At 60.5% G+C, this 18,489-nt stretch carries 14 protein-coding genes and 1 tRNA gene; 12 read left to right on the top strand and 3 right to left on the bottom strand.

Annotated elements, in window-relative coordinates; all coding sequences use genetic code 11:
• Positions 1-5 precede the first annotated feature (5 nt).
• Entirely contained in the window at positions 6-3,128 is a 3,123-nt protein-coding gene (locus ACURWW_RS07805) for an efflux RND transporter permease subunit (RefSeq protein ID WP_445616241.1), read from the top strand.
• A 97-nt stretch (positions 3,129-3,225) separates the two neighbouring features.
• Positions 3,226-3,558 carry a YnfA family protein gene (locus tag ACURWW_RS07800; protein ID WP_445616240.1) on the top strand — a complete coding sequence of 111 codons (333 nt, stop codon included), beginning with the start codon at positions 3,226-3,228 and terminating at the stop codon, positions 3,556-3,558.
• Between the two features lie 186 nt (positions 3,559-3,744).
• Here the strand turns inward: ACURWW_RS07800 and ACURWW_RS07795 are convergent.
• Positions 3,745-3,831, bottom strand: a tRNA-Leu gene (locus tag ACURWW_RS07795).
• A 247-nt stretch (positions 3,832-4,078) separates the two neighbouring features.
• Between ACURWW_RS07795 and rnr the strand changes: the two genes are divergently transcribed.
• The 7 genes from rnr to dnaB all read left to right on the top strand — a co-directional run bounded on the left by rnr (position 4,079) and on the right by dnaB (position 11,466).
• A complete protein-coding gene (gene rnr, locus ACURWW_RS07790; RefSeq protein ID WP_445616239.1) occupies positions 4,079-6,469 on the top strand; it encodes a ribonuclease R in 2,391 nt (796 codons plus the stop codon).
• Between the two features lie 60 nt (positions 6,470-6,529).
• Positions 6,530-7,279 carry a 23S rRNA (guanosine(2251)-2'-O)-methyltransferase RlmB gene (gene rlmB / locus ACURWW_RS07785; RefSeq protein ID WP_445616238.1) on the top strand — a complete coding sequence of 250 codons (750 nt, stop codon included), beginning with the start codon at positions 6,530-6,532 and terminating at the stop codon, positions 7,277-7,279.
• Positions 7,280-7,613: 334 nt separating this feature from the next.
• Positions 7,614-8,078 (top strand): 30S ribosomal protein S6, encoded by a 465-nt coding sequence (gene rpsF / locus ACURWW_RS07780; protein ID WP_445616237.1) that lies wholly within the window; start codon positions 7,614-7,616, stop codon positions 8,076-8,078.
• A 3-nt stretch (positions 8,079-8,081) separates the two neighbouring features.
• A complete protein-coding gene (gene rpsR, locus ACURWW_RS07775) occupies positions 8,082-8,309 on the top strand; it encodes a 30S ribosomal protein S18 (protein WP_445616236.1) in 228 nt (75 codons plus the stop codon).
• A gap of 20 nt (positions 8,310-8,329) precedes the next feature.
• Positions 8,330-9,214 (top strand): hypothetical protein, encoded by an 885-nt coding sequence (locus tag ACURWW_RS07770; RefSeq protein WP_445616235.1) that lies wholly within the window; start codon positions 8,330-8,332, stop codon positions 9,212-9,214.
• A 73-nt stretch (positions 9,215-9,287) separates the two neighbouring features.
• Complete coding sequence (gene rplI / locus ACURWW_RS07765; RefSeq protein WP_445616234.1) at positions 9,288-9,737, top strand: 50S ribosomal protein L9; 450 nt, start codon at positions 9,288-9,290, stop codon at positions 9,735-9,737.
• A 397-nt stretch (positions 9,738-10,134) separates the two neighbouring features.
• Positions 10,135-11,466: a replicative DNA helicase gene (gene dnaB / locus ACURWW_RS07760; protein WP_445616304.1), complete on the top strand. Its 1,332-nt coding sequence runs from the start codon at positions 10,135-10,137 to the stop codon at positions 11,464-11,466.
• Positions 11,467-11,899: 433 nt separating this feature from the next.
• Here dnaB and ACURWW_RS07755 read toward each other — a convergent pair whose 3' ends face one another.
• Positions 11,900-12,130, bottom strand: coding sequence for a hypothetical protein (locus ACURWW_RS07755; RefSeq protein ID WP_445616233.1), 231 nt, complete (start codon positions 12,128-12,130; stop codon positions 11,900-11,902).
• 220 nt (positions 12,131-12,350) lie between these two features.
• On the opposite strand from ACURWW_RS07755, the gene panC reads away from it, so the two are divergent.
• The 3 genes from panC to acs all read left to right on the top strand — a co-directional run bounded on the left by panC (position 12,351) and on the right by acs (position 15,952).
• The gene (gene panC, locus ACURWW_RS07750) at positions 12,351-13,214 is read left to right on the top strand and encodes a pantoate--beta-alanine ligase (RefSeq protein WP_445616232.1); all 864 of its coding nucleotides are present in this window, start codon (positions 12,351-12,353) and stop codon (positions 13,212-13,214) included.
• A gap of 109 nt (positions 13,215-13,323) precedes the next feature.
• Positions 13,324-13,722, top strand: a complete 399-nt coding sequence (gene panD, locus ACURWW_RS07745; RefSeq protein WP_445616231.1) for an aspartate 1-decarboxylase — start codon at positions 13,324-13,326, stop codon at positions 13,720-13,722.
• Positions 13,723-14,011: 289 nt separating this feature from the next.
• On the top strand, positions 14,012-15,952 hold the full coding sequence (acs, locus tag ACURWW_RS07740; protein WP_445616230.1) for an acetate--CoA ligase: 1,941 nt from the start codon (positions 14,012-14,014) through the stop codon (positions 15,950-15,952).
• 158 nt (positions 15,953-16,110) lie between these two features.
• Here acs and ACURWW_RS07735 read toward each other — a convergent pair whose 3' ends face one another.
• The gene (locus ACURWW_RS07735; RefSeq protein ID WP_445616229.1) at positions 16,111-18,084 is read right to left on the bottom strand and encodes a hypothetical protein; all 1,974 of its coding nucleotides are present in this window, start codon (positions 18,082-18,084) and stop codon (positions 16,111-16,113) included.
• Positions 18,085-18,489: the final 405 nt, after the last annotated feature.

Raw genomic sequence — 18,489 nt, 5'->3', positions numbered from 1 at the left:
CCATCATGATTGATGCGATTGTGCGCCTCTCCATTGAGAGGCGCTACCTGGTTATGAGCCTGATGCTGGCCTTGATCGGCATCGGAGTCTGGAGTTACCAACAACTGCCGATTGATGCGGTGCCGGATATCACCAATGTTCAGGTGCAGATCAATACCGAGGCCCCCGGCTATTCACCCCTGGAGGCCGAACAACGGATCACGTTTCCGGTGGAAACCGCCCTGTACGGCCTGCCGGCGCTGGACTATACCCGCTCTCTGTCACGCTACGGATTGTCTCAGGTTACCGTGGTGTTCGAAGAGGGGACGGATATTTACCACGCGCGTAACCTGATTGATGAGCGTTTGTCCGCCATCAAAGGTGCACTGCCGCCGGGACTGGAACCGGAAATGGGACCGATCGCCACAGGTCTCGGTGAAATTTTTGTCTACACCGTCGAAGCATCGCCGGGGGCAACCCAGGAAGGTGGTAAGCCCTGGGACGCCATGGCCCTGCGCGAAGTGCAGGACTGGATTATCAAACCCCAGTTGGCACAGGTGCCCGGCGTGGTGGAAATCAACACCATCGGAGGTTTCGACAAGCAGTATCACGTGCGCCCCGATCCGCAGCGCCTGCTGGAGATGGGCATTACCCTGGAAGGCGTAGCCAATGCTCTGCGCAGCAATAATAACAATCGTGGCGCTGGGTACATTGAAAGAAACGGGCAACAGTTATTGGTGCGCTCGCCGGGCCAGCTGGCCACCATTACAGAGATTGAAAATGTCGTGGTGGGGCATTTTGACAGCGCGCCCGTCACCGTCAAGGATGTGGCAGATGTGGCAATCGGCAAGGAATTGCGCACCGGTGCGGCCACCCGCGACGGCCGCGAAACAGTCATGGGCACGGCAATGATGCTGGTTGGAGAAAACCCGCGAGTCGTGGCCCGGGATCTGGCGGAAAAACTGGAGGCGGTCAAGGCGTCCTTGCCTGGAGGCATCGAGGTCGAGACGGTCTACGACAGAACCTCCCTGGTGGACAAAACCATCGCCACCGTGCAGAAGAACCTGCTCGAAGGTGCTCTGCTGGTGATCGCGGTGTTATTTCTGTTGCTCGGCAATATCCGCGCGGCGCTCATTACCGCCGCCGTGATTCCCTTATCCATGCTGGCCACGTTAACAGGCATGGTGCGCACCGGGGTTTCGGCCAACCTGATGAGCCTTGGTGCACTGGACTTTGGCCTGATTGTCGATGGTGCGGTGATTATTGTGGAGAACTGCATCCGGCGTTTGTCCGAGTCCCAGCAAGTCACCGGCAAACGGCTTGAGCTGCGCGAGCGACTGGCACTGGTCTATCAGGCAACCGGTGAAGTCATTCGCCCCAGTCTGTTCGGGGTCGCGATTATCACCGTGGTGTATATCCCCATATTCACCCTCACGGGTGTGGAAGGGAAAATGTTCCATCCAATGGCGGCCACCGTGGTGATGGCACTGTTGTCGGCCATGGTGCTGTCGCTCACCTTTGTGCCAGCCGCCGTTGCCTTGTTCATGGGTGGCAATATCAGTGAAAAAGAAAGCCGCATCATCGTGGCCAGTAAATCGCTGTACCGACCGGTGCTGGAGGTGGCGCTTCGCTTCCGTTGGGTCGTGGTATCCGGCGCGTCCTTGCTGGTTATCCTCTGCGTCTGGCTGTTGACGACTCTGGGTTCGGAATTCATTCCGCAACTGGATGAAGGCGACATCGCCTTGCATGCGTTGCGTATTCCCGGAACGGGCCTGGAGCAGGCCATCGATATGCAGGAGATTCTTGAACAGCGTTTGCAACAGTTTCCCGAGGTCGACAAGGTTTACGCCAAGATCGGCACCCCGGAAGTGGCCACCGACCCCATGCCACCCAGCGTGGCGGACAACTTCGTCATCCTGAAACCACGCAGCGAATGGCCGGATCCGGATCGCCCCAAAGCCGATCTGGTGGCGGAGATGGAAGCGGCAGTTACCCACCTTCCCGGTAACAATTACGAGTTCACCCAGCCCATTCAGATGCGCTTCAACGAATTGATCTCCGGGGTACGCGCCGACCTGGGTATCAAAGTCTTTGGCGACGACCTGGATCAATTGGTGTTGATCGCCAACGACATCCTGGGGGGGCTCGAGGGCATCGACGGCTCGGCGGACGCCCGTGTCGAGCAGGTCACCGGGCTTCCCATGCTCTCCATTGTCCCCAAGCGCATGGCGCTGGCCCGCTACGGGTTGAACGTGGACGACCTACAGGACCTGGTGGCGGCCGGCATCGGGGGCGAAGAGGCGGGTTTGATTTACGAAGGCGACCGGCGATTCAAGCTGGTAGTCCGTTTGCCGGAGACCTTGCGGACCGATATCGACGGCCTGGCATTTCTGCCGATACCCCTTCCGGGCGGAGAGTTTGTGCCTCTGAGTGAAGTGGCGGAAATGGAGCTCAAACCAGCGCCCGCACAGATCAGCCGGGAAAACGGCAAGCGTCGGATCGTGGTCACCGCCAATGTGCGCAACCGGGATCTGGGCGGCTTTGTCGATGAGGCTCAACGACGGATTAACGAGCAGGTGGATATACCCAGTGGCTACTGGTTGGATTACGGCGGAACGTTCGAGCAGTTGGAATCCGCAAGCCAGCGCCTGGCCATCGTGGTACCGGTGACGCTGCTGATTATCGTTGGCTTGCTGGTCATGGCCTTCGGATCGCTGAAGGACTCGTTAATCATCTTTACCGGGGTGCCGCTGGCCTTGACTGGTGGCGTACTTGCCCTTTGGCTTCGAGGCCTGCCGCTGTCCATTTCGGCCGGAGTTGGCTTTATCGCGTTATCGGGGGTTGCCGTGCTGAATGGCCTCGTCATGGTGACGTTCATTCGTGAGCTGTGGCAGGAAACCGGTGACCTGGTTCAAGCTGTGGTTGACGGTGCACTGATTCGCCTGCGGCCCGTACTGATGACCGCGCTGGTGGCAAGCCTGGGTTTTGTACCGATGGCACTGAATACCGGCACGGGCGCCGAAGTACAGCGGCCGCTGGCCACTGTTGTGATTGGCGGGATTATGTCATCAACGCTGTTGACGCTGGTCGTTTTGCCCGTGCTGTACCATTGGGTCCATCGCCGGGATGAGCGACCGATCAAGGCGTAGGCAGGTGGCAGTGGTTGATCTCCAACCACTGCCACCGTTTACCAGGCGAGCCGTCTGCGCCACCTTGGCGTCATCCCTTTAGCTCGAGACCAGCTCAATGAATGTTTTCACGACCATCGGTTTGTTTGTCGTTACCGCCCTCGCCGAAATCATCGGCTGTTATTTGCCTTATCTGTGGCTCAAGAAGTCTGCCCCTCCCTGGCTGCTGATACCGGCCGCCGTCAGTCTGGCCCTGTTCGCCTGGCTGCTTTCCCTGCATCCCACGGCGGCAGGCCGCGTCTATGCCGCTTACGGCGGCGTTTACGTGTCGGTCGCCCTGGCATGGCTGTGGGTGGTGGACGGGGTCCGGCCCCACCCGTGGGATGTAGCGGGCGTGGCCGTGGTGCTGATAGGAATGGGCATTATTATGTTTGCGCCGCGCGCGAGTTGAGCGGACGGGACTGTGTGGGGCCAAGCGGAACCATGACAGTCGCGAGACGCCACGAGGGGCGGATGGTCTGCTCCTTGCGTTCTCCGGGCTGCCGGAAAGTTGGCATTACCGGATCAGGAGCAATTTTTGGCGCGGCTAAAACGAAAAAACCCTTCCGGATCGGAGATCTCGGAAGGGTTTCGGATATGGTGCCCAGGAGAGGACTTGAACCTCCACGGCCGTGAAGCCACTAGCACCTGAAGCTAGCGTGTCTACCAATTTCACCACCTGGGCATATGGTTGAATTTCGAGCGATTTTCAGCTCCGCGGAATCTCGTGCCACACCACCGGCACGCTACGCGTGGTCGCTTGCGACGTCCTGTCTCCCGCGACACTTGTGCATCCTGCACATCGTCTACCCGATGTCACCACCTGGGAATTCAAGGCAACCACCACCGTTTGGGGGTGGTCGAAGCGAGGACGCGAATATTAGTGTCCTCGCTGGTTTATGTCAAACAGTTGCAAGGGTATAGTGGCTGCCATGTCTATAAGGAAACAGCAATTGAAAAAAAACAAACAGTCCCCCCATGATCCCCACGCCGAGCGCGAGGCGGAGCGTTACGAAAACCCCATCCCCAGCCGTGAATACATCCTCGAGCAACTGAAGGAGGCTGGCAGTCCTCTCACCCACGAAGATCTTTGCGAACGCCTGAAGTTGAGCGACCCGGAATCCGTCGAGGCCTTGCGCCGCCGCCTGATTGCGATGGACCGGGACGGCCAGTTGCACCGCGACCGGCGCCGGGCCTACGGTCCCGTGGACAAGATGAACCTGCTGCGTGGCACCGTGCAGGGCCATAAGGACGGCTTCGGCTTCTTTATCCCCCAGACCGGCGGAGACGACCTCTACCTGACCTTTCGCCAGATGCAGAAGGTGTTCGACGGCGACGAGGTGCTGGTCCGCCCGGCCGGCGTGGGCTTCAAGGGCAAGCGCGAGGCCGTGATTGTGGAAGTACTGGCGCGCAACACCTCGGAGGTGGTGGGCCGGTACTACAAGGAAAACGGCATCAAGTTCGTGCGTCCGGACAACCCCCGGCTCACTCTCGATGTTCTGCTGCCACCGGAAGAGCCCGTGGAAGCCGAAGACGGGCAGTATGTGGTGGCGGAGATCGTCCAGCAGCCGGACCGCAAGCATCCGCCGGTGGGGCGGATCAGCCAGATCCTCGGGGATCATATGGCGCCGGGCATGGAGATCGACGTGGCCGTTCGCAGCCATGGCATCCCCCACGTGTGGCCCAGCGATGTCCACGTTCAGACTGACGCCATCGGCGAAGAGGTGCCGGAGGAGCACAAGCAGCACCGGGTGGACCTTCGCCACCTGCCGTTTGTCACCATCGACGGCGAGGACGCGCGGGACTTCGACGACGCGGTGTACTGCGAAACCAAGCGGCTGGGCGGATGGCGCCTGTGGGTGGCCATTGCCGATGTGTCCAGTTATGTGGAGCCCGACTCGCCCCTGGACCGAGAGGCCCGCAAGCGCGGCACCTCGGTCTACTTCCCCGACCATGTGGTGCCCATGCTGCCGGAGGCGCTGTCCAACGGGCTGTGCTCCCTGAATCCGGAAGTTGACCGGCTCGTTCTCGTCTGCGAAATGACGGTCAGCCGCTCAGGCCGGCTGACCGGGTACAAGTTTTACGAAGCGGTGATCTACTCCCATGCGCGCCTGACCTACAACAAGGTCTGGCAGATGGTCCAGGAGCGTCATGAGGACGGGCCTGGGCACTTGCGCACCCAATACAAGCAGGTGGTCCGCCACGTGGATCAGTTGCATGCGCTGTACCTCGCCATGCGCAGTGAGCGGGACCGCCGCGGCGCTATCGACTTCGAGACCGTGGAAACGCGCATCGTTTTTGACCAGAATCGCAAAATCCAGGAAATCGTCCCGGTCGAGCGCAACGACGCACACAAGCTTATTGAAGAGTGCATGCTGGCCGCCAACATTTCGGCGGCCCGCTTTCTGGAGAAGCATGATCTGGTGGGTCTGTACCGGGTGCATATGGGGCCAGAGGAGGAGAAGCTCGCCAACCTGCGCGAGTTTCTCGGCGAACTTGGCCTCTACCTTCCGGGCGGGAAAAAGCCCAAGCCCGAGCACTACCAGGAAGTGATGGCCATGATTGAAGGCCGGCCGGACGCCCAGCTGATCCAGACGGTGATGCTGCGCAGTATGAAGCGGGCCATGTACCAGCCAGATAACGAAGGCCACTTCGGCCTGAATTACGAGGCCTATACCCATTTCACGTCTCCCATTCGCCGCTACCCCGATCTGCTGGTCCACCGGGCCATCCGCAGTGTGATTCGCTCGAAAAAATCGTCCCGCAATGTGAAGCGGGTGAGTGGCGCGAAGGTGATTGCCCAGAAGCACGTCTACCCCTATGACATGGATGCCATGCTGTACCTGGGGGAGCATTGCTCCCTGACGGAGCGCCGCGCGGACGAGGCCACCCGGGATGTGGTGAGCTGGCTGAAATGCGAGTTTCTGCAGGACCACGTGGGGGATCAGTTCGAGGGTGTGGTGACCAGTGTCACCGGCTTCGGGCTCTTCGTGGAGTTGAAGGACCTCTATGTGGAGGGGCTTATCCACATTACGGCCCTGCCGCGCGATTACTACTATTACGAGCAGGCCCAGCACCGGTTAGTGGGCGAGCACAGTCGCCAGGTGTTCCGGCTCGGGGATGAGCTGCTGGTGCAGGTGGCCGCGGTAAACCTGGAAGAGCGCAAGGTGGACTTCGAGCTCATCGAGGCGCGGTCCAAGAAGATCAGCCGCATCTCCAAAAAAGAGGCTCAAAAGATCTCCGAGAGCCGGGGTAAAAAAGGCAAGGGCGGCAAAGGGGCGGGCGGGCCGGGCAGTGCCCGCGGCAAGCGCCGCCGCCGTTAATCTCTGGCAGGCGGCCCTCCCGGGGTCGCCCGCTATCGTGTCGTATCTGCAGATTCCTCTATGTCGAAACAAGTCGAATGGGTCTACGGCATCCACGCGGTGCAGACTCTGTTGAAAAACGCTTCAAGTCGCATTCAGCAGCTCTACCTGTTGAAGGGCCGTCGCGACCAGCGCATGACCAAGTTGATGGCGCTGGCCGAGAAGCAGGGAGTGTCCTACCGTCTGCTGAGCCGCGAAAAGCTCGATGAACTGGCGGACGGCAATCACCAGGGAGTGGTGGCAGAATGCAGCCCTGGCGAGGTTCATGACGAGGCCTTCCTCAACCGCCTGCTGGACGGGCTCGATGAGCCGCCGTTCCTGCTGATTCTGGATGGCGTGACGGACCCCCACAATCTGGGTGCCTGTCTGCGAACCGCTGAGGCTGCGGGGGTGCATGCGGTCATGGCGCCGAAGGATAACGCCGCCAGCATCAATCCCACGGTGCGCAAGGTGGCCAGTGGGGCCGCGGAATTGCTGCCCTACGTGCCCGTGACCAATCTGGCGCGTACTCTCAAGGCTTTGCAGGAGCGGGGGATCTGGCTGGTGGGGACCACCGGCGAGGCGGAGAAGTCCGTGTTCGATACGGACCTGAAAGGGCCCCTGGGCATTGTGATGGGCGCCGAGGGGGCGGGGATGCGCCGCCTGACCCGGGAAGCCTGCGATTTTCTCGCCTACATCCCCATGATCGGCGGCGGAGTCTCAAGCCTGAATGTGTCGGTTGCGGTGGGGGTTTGCCTCTACGAAGCGGTGCGGCAGCGGGGACTGGGTTAGACTTTTTGGCTGTGACCTGTTGGGTTACGCTTCGCTAACCCAACCTACGGGGTTGGGGGCGTTTGCCAGATCTCGCGTAGGTTGGGTTAGGCCCAGCGGGCCGTAACCCAACATGACCGCTGAAACGTCCCAAGCCTCCCGCGGCTGAAACACACCATGGACACCTGATACCCTCCCGCCTCCACGCCTTTCTGGACTTTCCGCCTGCGAGCACCTAGAATGTCGCGCCCCACAGCCGGGTGGTTTCATTTTGGTCAGTCCGAATGGCCGCTTCCCGGCTCTCCTTGCTTCACTGCCGACCTCGGCGGGAGGCTTCAATCCGTAAGGAGTCACAATGAGACACTATGAAATCGTGTTCCTGGTTCACCCGGACCAGAGCGAGCAGGTTCCCGCCATGGTCGATCGCTACACGGCGATGATCAAGGACGCGGGCGGCGCCATCCATCGCATGGAAGACTGGGGCCGCCGCCAGCTGGCCTACTCCATCAACAAGATCCACAAGGCTCACTACATTCTGATGAATGTGGAATGTAACGACGCCACTCTGGAAGAGTTGACCACCAACTTCCGCTTCAACGATGCCATCCTCCGCAACATGGTTGTGAAAATGGACGAGGCTGTCACTGAGCAGTCCCCCATCATGAAGGCGGAGAAAGAAAACCGCGAGCGCAAGAGCAGCCGCCCTGAGCGTCGTGATGAAGACAGCAGCCGATCCTCGCGCGACTCAGAACAGTCCAGCGATGACAGCTCCGACGCCAAAAAAGATGACGCCGCCAAAGGCGAAGAGAAGGGGGAATAAGTCATGGCTCGATTTTTCCGACGTCGCAAGTTTTGCCGCTTTACCGCCGAAGGCGTAAAGCAGATCGATTATAAAGATCTGGAAACCCTGAAGGCCTACATCACCGAAACCGGCAAGATCGTTCCCAGCCGGATCACCGGTACCAAGGCCCGATATCAGCGCCAGCTGGCGACCGCCGTCAAGCGCGCCCGTTACCTGGCTCTGCTGCCCTACACAGACAGCCACGAGTAAGCGAGAGGAATCAAACTCTCGTGCGTGCCCTGGCAGAGTTCATTATGCGCGGGCGGGCACAAGCGGCAGCGGTCGCGCTGTTTGGCGCGTTTGTTCCCTTTGTCAGCCCCAGCGCAGTGACGTTGGTGTCCCTGCGGCGTGGTGGTTACGACGGCTTTTTTGTGATCGCCTGGGCCATGTTGCCGGTGATCGTGATGGCTGTGGTCAGCCCCGAGACCCTGCCCATGGCGTACTACACGCTTTGTGTGCTGGTGGCCGCTCTGGGTGGCGCGCTGGTGCTTCGCAGTCAGTCACTCTGGCCCGTGAGCGTGATGAGCCTGGTAGTGCTGAGTGCGACGGGAGGGATGGTCTACGGTTTTACCTTCCCGGCATTCAACGAGCAGCTCGTTGACGAGCTGAACCAGGCCCAGGAAAGGGCTGCCGCCCAGATGCAGCAAGAGGGCGGTGGTGAACTGGAGCCGCCCACCATTTCCGGGAGTCTCATTTCCGGGTTGATGGCGTCGCTGGTGGCGTTTCACGCACTGCTGGCGCTGGTGATAGGCCGCTGGTGGCAGGCGTTGCTGTACAACCCGGGCGGGTTCCGTGAGGAGTTCTATCAGTTCCGGTTGAGCAAGACTCAGGCCCTGATCTGCTTTGGCATCGCGGCGGTCTGTGTAGCGCAACCCAACTGGCTCTTCTGGGGATTTCTGGCGGCGCTTCCGCTGGTCCTGGTGACCACCGCGGTGGTTCATAACCGGGTGCGGGCCAAGGATTGGGGTGTGCCGTGGCTGATACTGTTTTATTTGCTGATGCTCTTTCAGCCCTTCTTCCTGTTAGCCGTCTTTGCGGGCTTTACGGATAGCTGGGTGGACTACCGGAGGCGGTTTGGGCCTCCGCTGCCCCAGGAGCATGAGAATGACCGCTGAAGCGGTCGCTGAACGTGTTTAGATTATCTCGCACCGTGAGCAAGGCCTCGGTGCAACAAGCGAGGAAATAACGATGGACGTCATTCTGTTAGACAAGGTCGGCAAGCTCGGCCAAATCGGTGACAAGGTTGCGGTAAAGCCTGGCTTCGGTCGCAATTACCTGATCCCCCAGGGCAAGGCCGTACCGGCGACGGCGGAAAACCTGAAGGAATTCGAAGCCCGTCGCGCTGAATTGGAAGCCGCGGCCGCTGAGAAGCTGGCCGAAGCCCAGAAGCGAGCGGAAGCCCTGCAGGACCTGGAAGTGACCATCACTGCCAATGCCGGGGACGAAGGCAAGCTGTTCGGCTCCATCGGCACCAAGGACATTGCGGACGCGATCAACGCCGCCTCCAGTGCCCAGGTGGACAAAGCCGAAGTGAAGCTGCCTGAAGGCACCCTGCGTGAAGTGGGCGAGTACGAGATCGACGTCCAACTGCACGCGGATGTGATGCAGACCGTAAAACTGGTCGTCGTCGCGGAATAAGCCCGCGCCGAGCTCCACATCGACAGCCCGGACCCGGGCTGTCGCACCTCGCGCAAACCGTTACAATCTCCGCATCCGGTGCAATAGCGTCGGGTGAGGAGATTTTTTGTGCGGGGTCCTGTCTCCGCTTCCCTCGACCGTCACAAGAGCGTCCAGGCGCCGGAATCGGCCGCGGTTCCGATCAGACCGGAAATACCTGCCATGGGCGATCTGGGCTGCTAGACTGTCGAGGTTGTCTTTCACTGCCCCTTCGGTCTTACCAAGCCTGAGCATGTCAAACGAAGCCGAACTGCCCGACGATTACGAAGCCTACCTGGACGAAGGCCTGGACGAGTCCATCCCGCCGGAGGACGCCGAGTACACCGGCCCCGGCGCCAAGGGGCTGGACAAGCGCCCGATGCCCCACAGCCTGGAAGCCGAGCAGTCCGTGCTCGGTGGCCTGATGCTCGACAACAGCCGGTACGACGCGGTTGCCGAGCTGGTGGATCATGAGGATTTCTACAAGGACAGTCACCGGCAGATCTTTCGCGTCATGGGCGAACTCGCCGTGGACAGTCAGCCCCTGGACGTGGTCACCCTTTCGGAAGCGCTGGAACGCCACGGCGAACTGGAGCGGGTCGGCGGCATTGGTTACCTGGCCGAAATGGCCACCCATACGCCCAGCGCGGCCAACATTACCGCCTACGCCAAGATTGTCCGCGACCACGCCACTATTCGTCAGCTCATCTCCGCGGCCAATGAAATCAGTCGCTCGAGCCTGAACCCCGCCGGTCTGGACTCCGAGGCCTTGCTGCAACTGGCGGAACGCCGGGTTGCGGAGATTGTGGAAGACCGCCCGAAGGAGGGTGGCTTCGAGGGCGTGAACGACCTGCTGAAGGGCGCGGTCGAGCGCATTGACGAGCTGTTTTCCTCGGATTCTGATATCACGGGTCTGGCCACCGGGCTGGCGGAACTGGATGGGCGCACGTCCGGCTGGCAGAAGGGTGAGCTGATCATCCTCGCCGCCCGTCCATCCATGGGTAAAACGGCTCTGGCGCTGAATTTCGTCGAAAATGCCATTCTCAAGCAGGACAATCCCGTGCTGGTGTTCAGCATGGAAATGCCGGCTCAGTCGCTGGTGGTGCGGATGCTGTCCTCCATCGGCCGCATCAACCAGACCAAGATCCGCAACGGCAAGCTGACCGAAGAAGACTGGCCGAAACTGTCCGCGGCCGTGAGCAAAATGAAGGATCGGCCCCTGTTCATCGATGACACCCCGGGCCTGACTCCCCAGGACATGAAGGCGAGAACCCGCCGGATTGCCCGGGAACACGGGCCGCCCGCCCTCATCATGGTGGACTACATCCAGTTGATGCACACCGGCGGCAACAGCGATGGCCGCACCCAGGAAATCTCGGAGATCTCGCGCTCCCTGAAAGCCCTGGCGAAGGAGTACGACTGCCCTGTGGTGGCGTTGTCCCAGCTCAACCGGGGCGTGGAGCAGCGCCCCAATAAACGTCCCATGAACTCGGACCTGCGGGAATCCGGGGCCATCGAGCAGGATGCGGATGTCATCCTCTTCATCTACCGTGACGAGTACTACAACGAAGAAAGCCCGGACAAGGGGATTGCCGAGCTGATCATCGGCAAGCAGCGCAACGGTGAGGTGGGTACCTGCCGGGCCGCCTTCGTGGGCCAGTACACACGGTTCGAGAACCTGGCACCCGAGTATTTCAACCAGGAGTATTGAGGCGCGGCCGTAGGTTGGGTTAGGCCTTGGCCGTAACCCAACAAACCCGTACCTGGCTACGAGCTTCGATCCGTAGGGTTAGGCTGCGCTAACCCAACCTACGGGTGGTGCAGGTTTTGGGATTGGGTTTGATTTTGGCGTAACCGACACCGCCGGACTTGCGGATGGGCGGGTATGGATCTGTTGGGTTACGCTGCGCTAACCCAACCTACGGGTGGTGCAGGTTTTGGGATTGGGTTTGATTTTGGCGTAATCGACACCGTCGGACTTGCGGATGGGCGGGCATGGATCTGTTGGGTTACGCTGCGCTAACCCAACCTACGGGGGTGCAGGGTTTCGGAGCTAAACCAACTTGAATTGGTGCCGGTTCCGTAGGTTGGGTTAGGCCTTTGGCCGTAACCCAACATTTGCCGTCACCGCACTTGCCGGATGCCTAATGATGATGCCCGTGATGGGGGCCCGGTTTGGTGGGGACCTCGTAATCCGTGTGGTGGTCGTCCACGCTCCGGCGGCTGTCGCCTTTCTCCCAGCCGCTATCCGGGCGGCGCTGTTTGCCACCGCCCCCTCGGCCCCCGCCGCCTCCGGTGTGTTCATCACCTTTATGGTGGACCTGCTCGTGGCGGGGCCCGGGGCGGTCTTCGATGTGGGGTCTGCGCTTGGTCATGGTGATACCTCCTGAGGCCAAGGTTGTCTGGAATAACGGTGAGCAACCTGCATACCAGACGCCAACAAGTGCAAACCAAAGCATCGGAAGCAGTCATTTCCGCATGGCCCAGTTGTGTACATCAGTAACAGTCTTGTGTATTATCGCCGCCCACTTCTTGAATAACCGCAGCACACCACCACATCGGTAACATCTTCCCGGCCCTCGGGGGAGCCCCCAGATGCAGATTTTTCACCATGTCAGCTCCGTGCGCGAAGCTTTGTCCCGAGAGCGGGATCAGGGGCGGACCATCGGCTTTGTGCCCACGATGGGCAATCTGCATCAGGCCCATATCGAGCTGGTCAAGATCGCCCAGCAGCATTGCGACGTGGTGGTGGTCAGTATCTTCGTCAATCCCCTTCAGTTCGGTCTCAACGAGGACTGGGACAAATACCCGCGCACCTATGAAGCCGACATCGCCAAGCTTCAGGAAGCGAAGTGCGACTATCTGTTCTATCCTGATGAGAAGGAAATCTACCCCAACGGGATGGCGGAACAGACCCGCGTGGTCGTCCCCACCATGACCAACGTGCTCTGCGGAGCCAGCCGCCCGGGTCACTTCGAAGGAGTGACCACGGTGGTGTCCAAGCTGTTCAACATCGTCCAGCCGGACGAGGCCGTTTTCGGGATGAAGGATTTCCAGCAGCTGGCGGTGATTCGGCGCATGGTGGAGGATCTGTGCATCCCGGTGAAAATCACCGGCGGCGAGATCTTCCGCGAGCCCGATGGGCTGGCCATGAGCTCCCGCAACAGCTACATCACACCGGAGGAGCGCCCCCGGGTGAATCAGCTCAACGCGAGCCTGAACTGGGTGCGGGACCGTATTCTCGACGGCGACCGGGACTTCTTGGCTCTGGAATCCGCCGCCGCCAGGCAGATCGAGGATGCCGGTTTCCGGTTGGATTATCTGACCGTGTCCAACAGCAGGACGCTGGAGCCGGCCGCCCATGACGACACCGAGATTACCATTCTGGGGGCCATGTACACCCAGGCCGCGCGCCTGATAGACAATGTGTCCCTGGTGCTTGAGGCATCCCGGACTTAACACGGCGAGTGCCGCCTGCCGCCCGACCGGCTTGTTTTCCGGTTGAATGTGCTCAAAATAGCTGGAAAATAGCCAGCCGCTTGTTCGACGACGCACCCGAGAGGTCGATATGTTCACAACACTACTCAAAGGCAAGTTACACATGGCCAGCGTTACCCAGGCAGAGCTCTGGTACGACGGCTCGTGTGCGATCGATGCGGATCTCGTGGAACTGGCCGGCTTCCGCGAATTCGAACAGATTGATATCTACAATGTGAACAACGGCGAGCGGCTGACCACCTACGTGATTCTGGCCGAACCGGGCTCCGGCACCATTTCCATGAACGGCGCTGCGGCCCGCAAAGTGGCGGTGGGCGATCGAATCATTATTGCCGCCTACGGCCAGTTCGATGAAAAAGAAGCGGCCACTTACAAACCCAGATTGGTCTATCTGAACGCCGACAACACAGTTGAGCGAACCGCCAACACTATTCCCGTGCAAGCCAAGGAGCTCCGCTCCGCTGGCTGAGTGCAGCTCCGCTCCGCTGGTTGAGCCAGCTCCGCCCGGCTGGTTGAGAGCAGCTCCGCTCCGCCGGCTGAGACGCGCTTCGATGCCTGACAAGAACATCGCCCCCCGGCTGACTTTCCGCGACCGGTTCCATCGCCGGTCGTCTCCGCTTCTCCCCCTGTCCCAGTAAGTCCGACTAGCCGCCCTTCCTCAATTGCCCCTCTAAACCCCAGTGTTAGAATGCGGTCAGAGACAGTGCAGACCGTAACGGTGCCCCACCTGCCGATCACAATAACCGAGGGAGAAAGGTATGTCTGACTTGCCCAAGCTTCACCCTGTGCCCGCCGAAATAGCCGCTCGCGCCCATATCAATAAAGAGCGCTACGAGGAACTCTATCGCTACTCGATCGAAGCACCGGACCAGTTCTGGGCCGAGCAGGCTGAGCAATTTCTGACCTGGGACCAGCGCTGGGATACGGTGCGGGAATTCGACTTTCACAAAGGGGAGGCCAGGTGGTTCGAGGGCGGCAAGCTCAATGTCACCACCAATTGCATCGATCGGCATCTGCCCGACCGGGCGGATCAGACAGCGATCATCTGGGAAGGGGATGATCCCGGCGAGGACAAAACCATTACCTATGGCGAACTGCATACGGCGGTGTGCAAGCTCGCCAACGTCCTGAAAGAGCGGGGCGTGAAGAAGGGCGACCGGGTCTGCATCTACATGCCCATGATTCCTGAAGCGGCCTACGCCATGCTTGCCTGCGCCCGTATCGGCGCGGTGCATTCGGTGGTCTTCGGCGGCTTCTCGCCGGAGTCCCTCAAGGACCGGATTCTCGATTCCGATTGCCGGGTCGTGATGACTGCTGACGAAGGGGTGCGCGGCGGCAAAACCATTCCCCTCAAAGTGAATACGGACAAGGCCCTGACCCACTGCCCCGATGTGCACACCTGCCTTGTCGTGAAGCGCACCGGCGGTGAGATCGACTGGGCGGAAGCTCGGGATCTCTGGTATCACGACGCCATGGCGCGCGCGGCCGACCAGTGTGAGCCGGAGTCGATGGACGCGGAAGACCCGCTCTTCATCCTTTACACCTCCGGCTCCACCGGCAAGCCCAAAGGCGTTCTTCACACCACGGGTGGCTACCTGCTCCAGGCGGCCATGACCCACAAATACACGTTCGACTATCACGAAGGCGACATCTACTGGTGCACCGCCGATGTGGGGTGGGTCACCGGCCACACCTACATTGTGTACGGGCCCTTGGCGAATGGTGCCATTACCCTGATGTTCGAAGGAGTGCCCACCTATCCCACCGCATCGCGGCATTGGGAGGTGGTGGACAAGCACCAGGTGAACATCTACTACACGGCGCCCACGGCCATTCGCGCACTGATGGGGTGTGGCAATCAGTATGTTACGAGCACCTCCCGTAGATCCCTGCGATTGCTTGGCACCGTGGGCGAGCCGATCAACCCCGAGGCCTGGGAGTGGTACTACAGAATCGTGGGCGAGTCCCGCTGCCCGGTGGTGGACACCTGGTGGCAGACGGAAACCGGCGGCCACATGCTTACGCCGCTCCCCGGTGCCACCGACCTCAAGCCGGGTTCGGCCACCTTGCCCTTCTTCGGCGTGGAGCCGGTAATTCTGGACAACGATGGCAAGGAGCTGTCCGGCCCGTGCTCGGGAAACCTGGCCATCAAGAGTTCCTGGCCGGCCCAGCTGCGCACCATCTATGGTGATCACGAGCGTTGTGTGACTACCTACTTCAGTCACTTCAAAGGCTACTACTTCACCGGGGACGGCGCGCGCCGGGACGAGGACGGCTATTACTGGATTACCGGGCGGGTGGACGATGTGCTGAATGTGAGCGGCCACAGGATGGGCACCGCGGAAGTGGAAAGCGCACTGGTGCTGCATGATGCAGTGTCCGAGGCGGCCGTGGTGGGATGCCCTCACGACATCAAGGGCCAGGCCATCTACGCGTTTGTGACGCTCATGTCCGGCAGCGAACCCAGCGATACCTTGCAAGAGGAACTGCGCGAGCTGTGCACCCAGGAAATCGGCGCGATCGCCAAGCCCGATTTCATTCAATGGGCCCCGGGTCTGCCCAAAACCCGGTCCGGCAAAATTATGCGTCGCATCTTGCGCAAGATTGCCGCCAACGAGCTGGACACCCTGGGTGATGTAACCACTCTGGCGGATCCGTCGGTCGTGGAGGATCTGATCGAGAACCGGATGAATCGATAATCAGTGGTGTGATCGGGTTACGTGCGCTGACTGGACACGCTAAACCTTTTTGTTGGGTTACGCTGCGCTAACCCAACCTACGAGGGTGATTCGAATCCGTAGGTTGGGTTAGGCCTCTGGCCGTAACCCAACAATGTCGTGCGCGATGTGTCGTCGCGCTAACGGCTCGCCTGCTCTTGCGCGCGGCGCTTGCGCGCTTCCTCCCGCAGAGTCACAAACATCTTCTTGAGCTCGTCATGTTCCAGGCCGCCGCTTTTGTTGGTGTCGAACCAGACGGCCATTTTCTTCAGTTGCTCGCCGGTGTCGCCGGTCATCTCCGCTGCGATGAGGGTGCCGTCCATGTTGGTGTCGAGCATGCCCATCACGACGTCGGTGCGGAACTGTAGAACGTCGGTTTCCGCGGGGATGCTGGCGTCCTTGTAGCGGAAGGAGACGCCGCCGTAAAGCATTTCGTCCCAGGACTGCAGGCCCCAACCAATGGTCAGGCTCGGGTCGGGATTGCTTTCCTTCAGTGCCGAATTGTCGTAGGTGGTGCGGTGAATCAGCCGGGAGCCTGCAGGTACCTCCAGCGGCTCCTCAAGGCGGAAGTAGCGTTGCCAGTTGAAGTCGTAGTTGGGAACCGACAAGACTACTTCCTCGCGCCCATCGGGCCAGCGGACCGCAAATTCTGAGGCGTGGCCCCGGTAATGAGCGTGGGGGAAGAGGCTGTAGATGATCGCATCCTCATGGAACTGCACATAAGCGCCTTCCTGGTGCCGGCCGTCCTCGGGGGGAATGCTGATCTCGGTGTTGGCAATCACATAATGTCGCAGCACATGCTCCGGCGGCTTCTCGCGAAACCAGAGGCCGATTTTGGTCTTGTCCGTGGTGGCTTTGCCGCTGGTGGTGTAGTGCATCTGGGTGAAGAAGCTCGAGCCCTTGGGAAGCAGCAACCCCGTCTCTTCGGGGTAGATGTAGTGCTCGTTGCCGGGCACGAAGGTCATCAGCTGTTCCTGCAGAATCGAATTGGACTCGCTGCCCTCGCTGGCCGGTCGAACCGGGCGACTCGGGTCCTCCGGAGTGCCGAAGGTGGCGATGGCGTGGTGGACCACTTTCCGGTCACCGGGAATGATCTGTACGGCTTTGACCCAGGCATCATTCGGAAAAGGGTTCGGCACTTCGAAAAACTGGTAGTCCAGGACGCCCGTGGCGGGGATATCGAAGGAAGGCATCTCAACTACGAGATCCGGCTCACCGAGAACCCATTCGCTGTCCGGCGGGCCGACTTCGGTGAGCGGGTCCGGTCCTTCGCCCCGGGGAGCGCCGGCGTCGATCCAGTGAATCAGGGTCTGTTTCTGCTCCAGAGAGAGGCCGATGTCTTCGCGGAAGCGGTTGATGTGCGGGTCCGCATGCCATGGCGGCATCCGACGGGTGAGCACCACCTCCCGAATCATGGGGGCAAAGCCGCGAATCATGGTGTAGTCGGTCATGGCCCAGGGGCCTATGCCTTCCGGCCGGTGGCAGGCGGCGCACTTGTCCATCAGCAAAGGCGCAATCGTGTCGCTGTAGGAGATGGACTTGCGGGCTTCCCGTTGCGCTGCGCTGGCCATTGGCAGGTCCGCCGCGTTATCGGGCATGGGGCGGCGGGTGAATTCGACGGACTTGCCTTTCAGAAGCTGCTTGTGCAGACCACGCATTTTGCGATCGGCGGGGCCCCGATACAGTATCTCCCAGCGTGCCGTGTCCACCAGCAGGGTCTCTCCGGCCTTGCTCAGGCCCAGCGTCTCCGCAATCAGTTGCCCATCATCCACCATGACCGGCAGCTCGTGGTCCAGCGCTGCGGCTTCCTCCTGAATAGACTCGCGGCTGTCCCGGGGATCGCTGTTCAGGAGCATTACGCGGGTATCTGATCCTTCTAGCTTTTTCAGGAGGCGAATGGTTTTGTCATTGCCCGGCGCGCGGGTGCTGTGCGCGGTGAGAACCACGGCTTTCACATCCTTGTTGTAGTGGAGCTCCTGAGCGCGCCCGTGCTGGTCCAGGAGGACGAAGTTGGCGATGCGCTCCGCAGCGTGGGCGGGAAGGGCCGTACTCAACGTGCAGGCCAAAGTGAATGCAAGCGCCACCAGGCACCGCCATCTGCTACCGTACGACATGGGCGAGATCTCCTCTGTTGTTGTTCTTTATCCGTGGAATGTCGGCAAGAGCTCCAAAGTAGGGTGTCCGCTTTGTGAACTCAAACCCTAATCCCGGCTGAGCGGTCACGGACTGCGGCGTGTCCGCCGTGGCACCCACCGAGCGAAAAGGGGGCGCTCATCAGCTGCCCGGGGCGAACCTGCGGCGAGGGACGACTCTCTTGGCTCCGTAAGTGCTTGATCAGGCGAATTTAATTGCCATCGAGAGGGTGCTGAACGTCCGCGCGGATCTTCTACCGGCGGGGAGCCGTCCCGGTTGCTCCTGATGATTATCGACAGTTCCACCCCTACACCCCTTCCCTCGAGAAAACAATCTTTACTCTGCTTTACGCCTGGCGCTTGCTAAGCGCTTCTATGGTGTTATAG

Source organism: Gilvimarinus sp. F26214L, assembly GCF_054401055.1.
The sequence above is the reverse complement of the archived record's forward strand: the minus strand, read 5'-3'. Positions and strand labels throughout refer to the sequence as shown.